Below are 12,527 nucleotides of genomic sequence, written 5' to 3'. Positions count from 1 at the left end.
GCCGCAGATTTAGCGCTCTGGGGCATCAGCTTTGGATGGGAAATACCTGCTCAAAGGCTGCCAAAATGACTTCGTCTTCGGGACTGGCCATAAAGATACTCAAGTTCTCCGGGGGCCGATCGAGCAACTTCGCCAGAAGAGGCTTGAGCCGCTCGTGGGTCAGCACAAAGCGACTTCCGGCAAACCAATCCTTGAGCCCAAGCGCTTGTATATTATTGAAAATGGCCTCGACACCATGAGGACTGGTAAAGAGCCAAGTCGGTGAGATCCCATGTTGCTCAAGCAACAACAGTCGCCCACGCAACTCCTGTGGCCATTGCGCAGCAGACCTTTGATAGGCCTGATGCAATGTCACATTCAAGCCCTTCTCTCTGAGTCGTTGGCTGAGCCACTCCCGTCCATCTTGACCGCGCACAATCAACACGTTTTGGATGGGTTGATCCAAACTCATCAGTACAGGCCATAGAGCTTCTGAGTCCTGCGCGTGATCAGGCTCCGGATGCAAAACGGATACTGACGCGCCGAATTCCCTGCGTATAGCTGCCGCAGTCACGGGCCCCATGCAGGCCGCCTGAGTCTCTGAAGGCCAAATGAACGAGTGATCCACACCAAGCTGGCGTCGATAGCCCGCGACGGCGGCGCGACTCACAAATACAATCAGATCGAATGACTCTGGGCGGGGAACCTCTGTCACCACGACAGCCTCGCGAATATCAAGCGCAGGACACTCCTCTACCCGCCAACCGCGACGCTCAAGTGCATGCCGCACATTGGTGTTACGCCCCTCCGGACGCGTCAACATCGCGATTGGTGACGGCTTGCTCATCGAGCGTCAGCTTTTATCAGAAAGGCTGGCAAGAATTTGACTCGCACCCTGTCCCATCAAATCCTGCGCAATCTGAAGACCGATCTGCTCGGCTTCTGCGGCAGGTCCTTTGAGCGCAGCACGATAGATCGTCTTTCCATCGGGGGTTGCCACTAAAGCATGGACGTTGAGCTGAGTGCCTTCAAGCTTTGCGTAGGCCGCGAGGGGCACCTGACATGACCCCCCTAAGGCACGCGATACCGCTCGCTCGGCTAAAGTACAAACCGTTGTCTCGGGACAGGAGAGAGGCGCGAGAAGTTCTCGCAAATCAGAGCGTGTCTGCAAAATCTCGATTCCTAGAGCCCCCTGACCTGCGGCTGGCAGCGAATCTTCAGTAGTCATCCTTGCGCGAATACGACTTGCCAGACCGAGCCTCTCCAATCCTGCCGCAGCCAGGATGATCGCCGCATATTGTCCGCTATCGAGTTTGCCCAAGCGCGTATCAAGATTGCCTCTCAAGGGTTGTATCTGCAGATGTGGAAACCGCGATTTCAGTTGAGCCTCGCGACGCAAACTGGATGTCCCGATAACCGCACCGGATGGCAAGTCTGACAAACTTGAGAAATCATTTGATACAAACGCATCCCGGCAATCCGCACGTGCCAGCACCGTCGAGAGCTCAAAAGGCGCCTCCATATCGACAGGTACATCCTTGAGCGAATGAACGGCCAAATCGGCTCGACCATCCAGCAAGGCATACTCGAGCTCCTTGATAAACAGACCTTTTCCACCTACTTTAGATAAGCTTCGGTCAAGTATTTCATCGCCACGGGTACTGAGTTTGAGCAGCTCAACCTGGGCATCCGGATATAACGCCAGCAGGCGTGCCTGGACATGCTCTGCTTGCCAAAGCGCCAGTCGGCTGGCGCGGGTCGCGATCACTAATCTTCTGGCGGTCACTCGGTTTGCCTCAGCGCAGATAATTCAAAGCAATCGTCAAGACGATTCCAATCACACCGAGCAATGAGAGCCATTGCAATATCGTCAAGCTACGTTTCGGCTTCTTGTTTTCCATCTTGTGTCCTATCTCTATTAAATGCAGAAACTGATTAAGAGCTTCCATCAAGCCCTGATTTGAACACGGGAGAAGAATTTCTTCACCCACACAGCTCATTGAACTTGATCTGGAATAAATCTTTTCCGAAAAAAAACGCCGGCACGTCAGAGACAAGCCGGCGCCTTAAGATCTAGCAATTGACAATCAAGTCATGAAGCTTAGAGCACTGATTTAAGCAACTTACCCATTTCGGAGGGGTTTTTAGTTGTGCGAATACCGCAAGCTTCCATAATTTCAAGTTTTGCGTCAGCAGTATCTGCGCCGCCCGAAATCAGCGCACCCGCATGTCCCATGCGCTTGCCTGCAGGTGCAGTCACACCAGCGATAAAGCCAACCATCGGCTTTTTCATGTTCTCTTTTGCCCAGAGAGCCGCATTAACCTCGTCAGGGCCTCCGATTTCACCGATCATAATCACTGCATCAGTGTCTGGATCTTCATTAAACATTTTGAGCACATCGATGTGCTTCATCCCGTTGATTGGATCGCCACCGATACCCACTGCGCTTGATTGTCCGAGGCCAAGCTCAGTCACTTGCGCAACGGCTTCGTATGTCAACGTGCCTGAACGGCTCACAATACCGATACGACCTTTGCGATGAATATGACCCGGCATGATGCCAATTTTGATTTCATCTGGCGTAATCAGGCCAGGGCAATTAGGTCCAAGCAGCAAAGTTTTGCTGTTCATCTTTGCCATGCGGTCCTTGATTTCGAGCATATCGCGAACGGGAATACCCTCGGTGATACAAATCACAAGGTCCAATTCTGCCTCGATGCCTTCCCAAATCGCTGCAGCCGCGCCTGCGGGCGGTACATAGATCACGGAAACGTTCGCGCCTGTTTCAGCCTTTGCATCTTTGACTGATGCAAAAATTGGAATGCCTTCGAAATCTTCACCCGCCTTTTTGGGATGGACGCCTGCAACAAATGCTGCCTGACCGTTGGCATAGGCACGTGAGGTCCGGGTATGGAACTGACCGGTTTTACCGGTAATACCCTGTGTAATGACTTTTGTATCTTTGTTGATAAGAATCGACATATCAGAATCCCTGGCAGAATTATTTGGCTGCTGCGACAACTCGGGTGGCCGCATCGGCCATCGTGTCAGCGCTGATGATGGGCAGGCCAGATTCGGCCAACATTTTCTTGCCCAACTCTTCGTTGGTACCCTTCATGCGGACCACGAGTGGCACATTAAGGTTGACTGCTTTACACGCAGTGATGATGCCCTGGGCAATCACGTCACAACGCATAATGCCGCCAAAAATATTCACCAGAATGGCTTTGGTGCCCTTGTTCGCAAGCATGATCTTGAACGCTTCGGTCACACGCTCGGCTGTGGCGCTACCACCCACATCCAGGAAGTTCGCGGGCTCGCCGCCAAACAGCTTGATCGTGTCCATTGTAGCCATCGCAAGACCTGCACCGTTCACCAGACACCCGATGTTGCCATCGAGCTGGATGTAGGCAAGCTCGTGCTTGCTGGCTTCGATCTCGGCTGGATCCTCTTCATCCAGATCGCGATAAGCCACGATTTCAGGATGACGGAACATTGCATTGGGATCGAAGTTGAACTTGGCGTCCAGAGCAATGATGTCGCCTGAACCGGTCAAAATCAAAGGATTGATTTCAGCCAGAGAGGCATCCGTGTCCCAGTAAGCTTTGTAGAGCTTTTGGAATTCGGCGCACGCTTTTTGCACGGACGCCTCGGGCACACCGATGCCACGTGCGAGACCGGCAGCCTGCTCATCAGTTAAACCTTTGCCAGGATCCACAAAAACCTTGAGGATTTTCTCAGGATGTTTTTCTGCAACTTCTTCGACATCCATGCCACCTTCGCTCGAGGCCATAACACACACGCGCTGTGTGCCGCGATCAGTCACGATACCGACGTAGTATTCTTTTTTGATGTCGGCGCCCTCTTCGACCAATAGTCGACGCACTTTTTGACCCTCGGGACCAGTCTGATGCGTGATCAGCTGCATGCCAAGGATCTCAGATGAAAGTTTACGCACCTCGTCGATCGAACGAGCCAGCTTCACACCGCCGCCTTTACCGCGACCGCCTGCATGAATCTGTGCCTTGACAACCCAAACCGGGCCACCGAGTTTTTTAGCTGCCTCGACGGCCTCATCCACGGTAAACGCGGGAAAGCCTTTCGGTACGACTACGCCAAACTTTCGAAGCAATTCTTTGCCTTGATACTCATGGATTTTCATGGGAATCCTGTCCGTCCAAAAAAACTAAAAAAACGATTGCCTGGAGTACTAAGTACCAGGGACCGGGGGTGCTGCGTTTGAATCTACGTACCACTGCGGATAATGTTCTTTTGTGACTTCGCCATCAGGTCGCCAGGCGTAACATCCACCCATCTGAAAAGGACGGCGACCTGCCGACTCAGCCTCTGCGCGTTTTCGACCTGCCATGCTCTGCACGGCTGCAGTCGGCAACACCGTGGCAAGCTCAGTCATGTGCGTACATCCGGCTGTTCGGCCAAAACGCTCCTTGATCTGCTGGCGAAAACTCTTCAACAAATTCATGCCAACCAGATCCTGGTATGCATCAGAAATCGCAGTGCAAGAAACACCAAAAGGCGAAGCATCATACAACGCTATCGCCTCTTTGATCTCAAAAGAGGTATCGATCGTGATCCTCAAATGCATGTGATGAAAAGGCTGACCTGCGGGCTGAACCGTTCCGTTACGCTTGGTATATGAGTAGGATTTGTTGTCGATCAGCTCAGCCTCGATATCCCAGAGGCCGTCTTCACGCTCGAAGGAGTGAACCTGAATCGAACGATTGTGCATCGGTTTGCGAGGACAGACAGGCGCTGGAAGCGGCATACGGGGTAAATGGTCAAATGACACATTGCAACAGAGACCAAAAGTATAGCTCAGCACAGGCGTTATGACCTAGCTCTCGTGATCACTGGTCCCTTTTAAAACTCGATGGATGATGTCCATTGAAAAACCACGAGATGCGAGGAACCTGCCTTGTTTGGCGTACTCTGAGGTGCTCAAAGGAGTCTCTCGCTGGGAAAATTTTTTACTCCAGACTGCTTTTGCCCTCTCGAACTCAGAGTTTTTTAGCTCAGCTTGCACCTTGGCGATCTCTTCAGAACCAACCCCTTGAAGCCGAAGATCCTGAGAGATTCGGGCGAGCCCGTGAGCAGGCGCTTTACGATGCACCCAGCCCTGAACAAACCGTACATCAGACTGCCAGCCCGCCTGAGCGAGCTCATCCAAGACCTTTGCTAATGCCTCAGCGCTTTCTGCATGCGGTGCGAGCTTGCGCTCAAGCTCCGCACGACTGTGCTCTCGACGGGACAGCAAACCCACGGCTCTGGCCTTAAGCGAAAGACCAGGCCGTGGTGCTGCAGGCTTGGGACCTACTTCAAACTCATCGTCTTGTGCATCGTTGGGCACGGAAGCTCTACTTACGATTGAACTATTTTGTGGTTAAAGGTCGTCATCAAGACTTGGTTCGGATGCGACAAGCTTGCTTGCCTTGGACGATCCGCTTTTAGAGGATGACGCTGACACAGTAGCACCCGCAGCCGAGGCACTTGCGGAAGATGCGCTTGTAGCAGAGGCTCCACCGACACGTGGGACAACACCTAATTGCTCACGTACCCGATTTTCGATTTCGATCGCCATCGCTGGATGTTCGCGCAAATAATCGCGGACGTTGTCACGACCTTGACCAATACGCTCGCCGTTATAGCTAAACCAGGCTCCGGCCTTGTCAACAATGCCCGCCGTCACACCCAGATCCAGAATCTCACCTTCACGGGAGATACCTGCACCATACATAATGTCAAACTCAGCCTGCTTGAATGGCGGTGCGATTTTATTTTTAACGACTTTCACGCGCGTTTCGTTGCCGACTACCTCGTCACCTTTTTTAATGGCACCAATACGTCGAATATCCAAACGAACGGATGAGTAAAACTTAAGGGCATTACCACCTGTCGTTGTCTCGGGATTACCGAACATGACGCCAATTTTCATGCGGATCTGGTTAATAAAGATCACCATGCAATTCGTTCGCTTGATACTGGCGGTGAGCTTACGAAGTGCCTGGCTCATCAGTCGAGCCTGGAGGCCGGGTAAGGAATCCCCCATCTCGCCTTCAATTTCAGCCTTAGGGACAAGTGCCGCAACCGAGTCGATCACAATCAAGTCGACGGAGCCTGAACGCACCAGAGCATCCGTAATTTCGAGGGCCTGCTCACCGGTATCAGGCTGTGAAATCAACAAATCCGTCAGATTGACGCCAAGTTTGGAGGCATATTGCACATCCAGCGCATGTTCGGCGTCGATAAAAGCGCAGGTGCCGCCGACTTTTTGCATTTCAGCGATCACTTGTAGCGTCAATGTCGTCTTGCCGGATGACTCTGGACCATAGATTTCAACTACGCGGCCGCGTGGCAAACCACCTACGCCCAAGGCAATATCCAACCCTAACGAGCCCGTAGAGACAACCTGAATGTCGTGTTCGACCTCATTGTCGCCATATCGCATGATCGAGCCCTTGCCGAATTGCTTCTCGATCTGGGAGAGCGCGGCAGCCAGAGCCTTGCCTTTTTCAGAAGAGCCGGCCTTGAGGGTTTTGTCATCCATGGAAGTTCCTTGAGTTGAATGGGGGCTAATTTCTAGACGCAGTATTTCGAGACTTAGTATTTGGCTCTCAGTATTTGAAACTCGATACCTAGCACTAAGTGAGAAATCCTAAATGAGAAATTATTACACTCAATTATACTGTACAAATAAACAGTATGACAATATCTTCATGTGAAACCTTTTTATTTTTCCCTCTAATTAGGGTTTATACGGGTTTCAAGTCTGGAGCATAGGCAGGAATCAAGGGCTGTGCAAGAATGGATTGGAATTCTCCTTACACAGACTTCATGCATTCACTCCTTTGTATCCACGTTCTGCAAAGCTCTCGATAAATATCCATGCGTATCCTGATCGCCGAAGATGACAGCATTCTGGCCGATGGCCTCACTCGTTCACTACGTTTAAACGGCTATGCGGTCGATGCCGTGAGCGACGGACTCGCGGCCGACTCGGCTCTACGTTCGCAAGAGTTTGATCTGTTGATACTGGATCTGGGGTTGCCGCGCATGTCTGGTCTGGAGGTCTTGAGTAACCTGCGCAGCAAAAACTCGCACTTGCCTGTGCTGATTCTGACGGCCGCGGACAGCGTCGAGCAGCGTGTCAAAGGACTAGACCTCGGCGCGGACGATTACATGGCCAAACCCTTCTCTCTTTCCGAACTTGAAGCTCGGGTCAGGGCACTGACCCGCAGAGGCGTTGGCGGTGGCTCGACAATATTGCGTCATGGCCGTCTGGAGTTTGATCAGACCGGTCGTGTGGCGCTTGTGGATCAACATCCTCTCGAGCTGTCTGCGCGCGAGGTCAGTCTGTTAGAAATTTTATTGACTCGCAGCGGTCGGATGGTTAGCAAAACTCAAATCGTCGACCATCTGTGCGAATGGGGTGAAGAGGTCAGCTCGAACGCGATCGAAGTCTATGTTCACCGTCTGCGCAAAAAACTGGAACCGAGCGGTGTCAAAATCGCGACAGTCCGAGGACTAGGTTATTGCTTAGAGCGTGACTCGAGCACCACATGAGCGGTTTAATCAACCGCGAGGCACTGGCTGTGATTCAAGCGGGAGAAAGCGCGCCAAGCGCAGAGTCCTCCCGTCGATCCCTTCTGGGTGAGATTCTGGACTGGATGCTTGCGCCGCTCTTCTTGCTTTGGCCAATGAGCATTGCGATCACTTATGTCGTCGCCCAAAACTTAGCCAATGTCCCATACGACCTCGGTCTGGCTAACGCCTTGCAGGTCTTGGGGCAGCAAGTAGAAGTCAATGAAGATGTGGTGTCATTGCGAATGTCGGCACCCGCACGCTTGGCGTTGCGAATCAGAGAAAATGATGGCGTGTTTTGGAAAGCGATCGGCCCAAATGGCGATCTTCTCGGTGGTGACGGAGAGCTCCCCACGCCCGAGAGAACGCCTGCTGACCTGCCGAATACAACATACTATGAAAACCACACACTGCGAGACTTTGAAATCCGTATCGCCTACACCTGGATGGATTTGAGCGCGCGCGGCTCCGGCCCTGTCCTTCTGGTTGCGGCCGAGTCTGTGGATCGACGCACCCAGTTGGCCAACGACATCATCAAGGGCGTGATCATCCCTCAATTTATCGTATTGCCGATTGCCGTGGTGCTTGTATGGTTTGGATTGTCGCGCGGTGTCGCACCGATCAACGCGCTCCAGCGCAGGCTAAGGGCCCGCCGCCCGGACGACCTGTCTCCTATTGATGAGCGGTTGGCGCCCTCTGAGATTGGCCCCTTGATTACCGCGATGAACGACCTCCTCAGTCGCCTTGAGGCGACACTGCTTGCCCAAAGACGATTTGTCGCGGATGCTGCGCACCAGCTCAAAACACCTCTGGCGGGATTGCGAACACAAGCAGAGCTGGCGATGCGAAGTGAACCTGCCTCCAATACGCAAGCAAGCCTGGAGCAAATCATTGCCGGGACAACTCGGGCAACCCGATTAGTCAATCAACTTTTACTCATGGCAAATGCGGAAAATCCAAACACGATGGAAATGCCGCCAATGGATTTAACCCACCTCGCAAAAGAACATCTTCAAAAATGGGTTCATGTCGCGCTGAACAAAGGGATCGATCTCGGTTTCGAGGGAACCGATCAGCCGATTTACATTCAAGGTCAGAGTCTTTTGCTCGGTGAGGCGCTCAACAACTTGATCGATAACGCCATTCGCTACACGCCCGGTCCAGGTCATATCACCGTCAGCCTGCACCAAGAGTCAGGCCGGGTTGTTCTCGCTGTCGAAGACTCTGGCCCTGGCATTGCACCTGAGGAGCGCGAACGCGTTTTTGACAGGTTTTATCGCGTTCTGGGCTCTGGTGTAGATGGAAGCGGTCTCGGTCTGGCAATCGTTCGTGAAATTGCACAGCGACATCACGCCAAAGTCGTGGTGACTGATACACACCTTCGGCAAACGATACCCGATGCAACCGGTGCACGCATCGAATTACATTTTCACGCCATGCTGCAGCGCACACTCAGAGATTAGATCAGAGCGGGTTAACCCTCTGTTTTAGTTGGTGAAATGGCCGATTTTGATCGATCCGCAACAGATACGACGATCCATGCATATTTGTCAGAAAGCTGTCAGAAATCCGCCTTACAGTGCGTGCATTAAAACGCGACTATAAATTCGCTGGTTGGCGAAAATAAAGTTGGGAGACACAGGTTGCTGCTTTTTCTAAATATTTTCCAGTTGTTGCTTTACATCGGAATACTCGCGCTTCTTGGCCAGGGACTCTTATTCCTGATCGCTGGTGCTAAACGTGACACGAATTTGTTTTATCAACTTTTCCAAGTCGTCAACAAACCCTGGCTTTCCCTAGCGGCATTAATCTCCCCAAAACAAATCGCGACACGCCATCATGCCTTTGTTGCTTTTTGTTTAGTGTCAGCGCTCTACTTTGCGGTAACGGTCGCAAAAATCGAACACTGTGTTTCAGTTGGAATGGTGGGCTGTAAATGAAACTGGACCTGAACTGGCAAAAATTCAAATGGTGTGCGGTGACCTTGATTGTCTTTGGTCAACGTGCACGGGCAGTCGGCATGTTTGAGGACATGCTCAAAGAATATCCCGATGACAGCTACGCGCTTGGTAGCCTGGCGCACTTAAAGGCTGAGCTGGGCGATAAAAACGGAGCGATTTCCGACTATGAACGACTGGTCCGAAAGCCCGATGCGCCCGTATACGCCTGGTTCAATCTGGGTTTTCTTCAGCAGGAGCTCGAGCGCCCGGTAGAGGCTGAACGTTCTTTCAGACGCGCCCTCGAACTTAACTCGAATCTGGATCAAGCTTGGTACGGACTCGGACTGACCTTGATACAACAAGGCAGACTAGATGAGGCAGTCGATGCGCTCGAGCGCAACACCAAGCTGCAGCCCATGAGTCCCTATGCTTGGTATCAGCTTGCGCGCGTCCATATGGAACGCCAAAAGCCCGATGAAGCGACAAAAATTATTCAGCACCTGAAAAGTTTTGAACCGAAGTTCGCGCGTCAACTCGAGCGCGAGACAGGACTGAATGTTTAAGCAGTTTTATTTGCAGTTTGTTTTATAACGATGAGGAGACTTAACCGTGCAACTGACCGAAAAACATCGGGTGTACTGGCAAAAAAACCTACGCATCACTTCAATACTGTTGCTGATCTGGTTTTTTGTCACTTTTGTAGTGAGCTACTTTGCCCGAGAGCTCGACTTCACCTTTTTTGGATGGCCCTTTAGTTTTTGGATGGGGGCACAAGGCTCTCTGGTGGTGTATTGCCTGATCATCTGGTTTTATGCCTCGTACATGAACAAGCTTGACGAAGAATGCGGCGTCAACGAAGAGGAGGAGGAATAACATGGCCGGAATGACTCCCGACGAAGGCGGAATGTTCGCCTCAAACACCACGAACGCACAATTCAAAAAGTCTCTTAACAAAGTCTACACTTGGTACACCGGTGGTTTTGTCGCTTTCGTGATTGCCCTGGCAATCGCCGAGCAAATGGGTCTGACCCGAGCCTGGATTGGTTACATCTTCCTGGCAGCGACAGTTGCACTCTATGCCGGCATCGGCATTATGAGCCGTACAAACGATGCAGCCGAGTATTACGTTGCAGGAAGACGAGTGCCTGCTTTGTATAACGGTATGGCAACGGGTGCGGACTGGATGTCAGCCGCTTCCTTTATCGGTATGGCAGGTACTTTGTACCTGACAGGCTACAGCGGTTTGGCCTTCATCATGGGCTGGACGGGTGGCTACTGCCTGGTGGCACTGTTCCTCGCACCTTATCTGCGCAAATTTGGTCAATTCACTATTCCAGACTTTCTGGGTGAGCGTTATGACGGTAATTTGCCGCGTCTGCTCGGGATCATCGCCGCAATTCTTTGCTCATTCACGTATGTGGTGGCACAGATTTACGGTGTGGGACTGATCACGACACGTCTGTCGGGTGTGCCTTTTGAGATCGGTATCTTTTTAGGTCTCGGCGGCATTTTGGTGTGTTCTTTCCTCGGTGGTATGCGTGCTGTGACTTGGACTCAAGTGGCTCAGTACATCATCCTGATCATTGCCTACATGATTCCCGTGGTTTGGCTTTCTGTTAAGCAAACGGGTGTGCCGATTCCACAGGCGATCTACGGTTATCAGCTTGAAAAAGTGACCGCCAAAGAAGCCGAGTTACTCAAGGATCCCAAAGAGCTTGAGGTCATTGCGATCTATAAAAAGCGTGCAGAAGAAGCCGCTGCGAAGCTCAAAGACATCCCTGCTGCGATGGCTGCGGACAAAGCAGCTGCCGAGAAGCGCGTTGCTGACCTGAAAGCATCCAATGCTCCAAAGGCAGAACTCGAAGCGGCTCAAAAGGCTCTGGCGGCAGTCCCCACGACCGAAGCCGCAGCGCAAAAACTGTGGACGCAAGAGCGTAATGCAAACAACGCTCGGGCGGTGCCACTGGCCGGTATGCCTCGTCACGCACAGCAGTTTGCGGGGGATCCGAACGGAACCGATGCACAAAAGGTCGCCTACGACACCTCCCGTCGTAACTTCCTTGCGTTGATTTTCTGCTTGATGGTCGGTACGGCTGCGCTTCCTCACATCCTGATGCGCTACTACACCACGCCTTCGGTCAAACAGGCCCGCGAGTCGGTGACATGGTCCTTGTTCTTTATCTTCTTGCTTTACTTCACGGCCCCCGCATTAGCCGTGCTGGTGAAATATGAAGTCTTCCATGTCCTGGTGGGTACGCCGTTCGACAAACTACCGGGATGGATCGCGCAATGGGCAACTGTTGACCCCTCCTTGTTGTCTGTTGTCGACGTGAACAAAGATGGCATTCTGCAACTTGGCGAAATGCGTATTGGTGGCGACATCGTCGTGTTGGCCACGCCAGAGATCGGTGGTTTGCCTTATGTGATCTCGGGCATGGTGGCAGCGGGCGGCTTGGCTGCGGCGCTTTCAACCGCTGACGGCTTGTTGCTGACAATCGCCAACGCTTTGTCACACGACCTCTACTTCAAGATGATCAACCCCAATGCGCCGACTGCCCGTCGCGTGTTGATTTCGAAAATCTTGTTGCTGATCGTTGCTCTTGCCGCAGCTTATGTGGCCGCACAAAAACCGGCTGACATCTTGTTCCTGGTTTCTGCTGCGTTCTCCTTTGCCGCGGCGGCGTTCTTCCCTGCCCTGACGCTGGGGATCTTCTGGAAGCGCGCAAACAAGTACGGTGCAGTCGCTGGCATGATCGGCGGTCTGGGTATCACCTTCTACTACATGGTGATGACTCAGCCCTGGCTGCGTGGAGTGTTTGGTGTGACCTCACCCGTCGAGCTCTGGTATGGTATCTCGCCAATCTCCGCAGGCGTATTTGGCGTGCCAATAGGTTTTGCGCTGATCATCATTGTGAGCTTGCTGACACCACAGCCTCGCAAAGATATCCAGGAGTTGGTTGATCACGTGCGCTACCCCACACTGCGTGGAGATGCCGCACGTTAATTAA

The 12,527-nt window shown here is 52.4% G+C and carries 12 protein-coding genes; 5 read left to right on the top strand and 7 right to left on the bottom strand.

What is annotated here, in order from left to right:
- Positions 1-25 precede the first annotated feature (25 nt).
- The 7 genes from QWY30_RS10725 to recA all read right to left on the bottom strand — a co-directional run bounded on the left by QWY30_RS10725 (position 26) and on the right by recA (position 6,545).
- A complete protein-coding gene (locus QWY30_RS10725; RefSeq protein ID WP_290240871.1) occupies positions 26-826 on the bottom strand; it encodes a uroporphyrinogen-III synthase in 801 nt (266 codons plus the stop codon).
- 6 nt (positions 827-832) lie between these two features.
- Positions 833-1,765 carry a hydroxymethylbilane synthase gene (gene hemC / locus QWY30_RS10720; protein WP_290240869.1) on the bottom strand — a complete coding sequence of 311 codons (933 nt, stop codon included), beginning with the start codon at positions 1,763-1,765 and terminating at the stop codon, positions 833-835.
- A gap of 315 nt (positions 1,766-2,080) precedes the next feature.
- Entirely contained in the window at positions 2,081-2,962 is an 882-nt protein-coding gene (gene sucD / locus QWY30_RS10715; RefSeq protein ID WP_290240868.1) for a succinate--CoA ligase subunit alpha, read from the bottom strand.
- Between the two features lie 19 nt (positions 2,963-2,981).
- Entirely contained in the window at positions 2,982-4,142 is a 1,161-nt protein-coding gene (gene sucC, locus QWY30_RS10710; RefSeq protein WP_290240867.1) for an ADP-forming succinate--CoA ligase subunit beta, read from the bottom strand.
- A gap of 48 nt (positions 4,143-4,190) precedes the next feature.
- Positions 4,191-4,766, bottom strand: coding sequence for a DUF2889 domain-containing protein (locus QWY30_RS10705; protein WP_290240988.1), 576 nt, complete (start codon positions 4,764-4,766; stop codon positions 4,191-4,193).
- Between the two features lie 69 nt (positions 4,767-4,835).
- Positions 4,836-5,348, bottom strand: a complete 513-nt coding sequence (recX, locus tag QWY30_RS10700) for a recombination regulator RecX (protein WP_290240866.1) — start codon at positions 5,346-5,348, stop codon at positions 4,836-4,838.
- A 33-nt stretch (positions 5,349-5,381) separates the two neighbouring features.
- Entirely contained in the window at positions 5,382-6,545 is a 1,164-nt protein-coding gene (gene recA, locus QWY30_RS10695) for a recombinase RecA (protein ID WP_290240865.1), read from the bottom strand.
- Between the two features lie 338 nt (positions 6,546-6,883).
- On the opposite strand from recA, the gene QWY30_RS10690 reads away from it, so the two are divergent.
- From QWY30_RS10690 to QWY30_RS10670, 5 genes are all read left to right on the top strand, one after another.
- Positions 6,884-7,561 (top strand): response regulator transcription factor, encoded by a 678-nt coding sequence (locus QWY30_RS10690; RefSeq protein ID WP_290240864.1) that lies wholly within the window; start codon positions 6,884-6,886, stop codon positions 7,559-7,561.
- Between the two features lie 104 nt (positions 7,562-7,665).
- Complete coding sequence (locus tag QWY30_RS10685) at positions 7,666-9,042, top strand: sensor histidine kinase (protein ID WP_290240986.1); 1,377 nt, start codon at positions 7,666-7,668, stop codon at positions 9,040-9,042.
- 473 nt (positions 9,043-9,515) lie between these two features.
- Complete coding sequence (locus QWY30_RS10680) at positions 9,516-10,082, top strand: tetratricopeptide repeat protein (protein WP_290240862.1); 567 nt, start codon at positions 9,516-9,518, stop codon at positions 10,080-10,082.
- Positions 10,083-10,128: 46 nt separating this feature from the next.
- The gene (locus QWY30_RS10675; RefSeq protein ID WP_290240860.1) at positions 10,129-10,392 is read left to right on the top strand and encodes a DUF4212 domain-containing protein; all 264 of its coding nucleotides are present in this window, start codon (positions 10,129-10,131) and stop codon (positions 10,390-10,392) included.
- A 1-nt stretch (position 10,393) separates the two neighbouring features.
- A complete protein-coding gene (locus QWY30_RS10670; RefSeq protein WP_290240857.1) occupies positions 10,394-12,523 on the top strand; it encodes a cation acetate symporter in 2,130 nt (709 codons plus the stop codon).
- The last annotated feature ends 4 nt before the right edge of the window (positions 12,524-12,527 follow it).

The sequence above is a fragment of the Zwartia panacis genome (assembly GCF_030410395.1).
Classification (GTDB): domain Bacteria; phylum Pseudomonadota; class Gammaproteobacteria; order Burkholderiales; family Burkholderiaceae_B; genus Zwartia; species Zwartia panacis.
The sequence above is the reverse complement of the archived record's forward strand: the minus strand, read 5'-3'. Positions and strand labels throughout refer to the sequence as shown.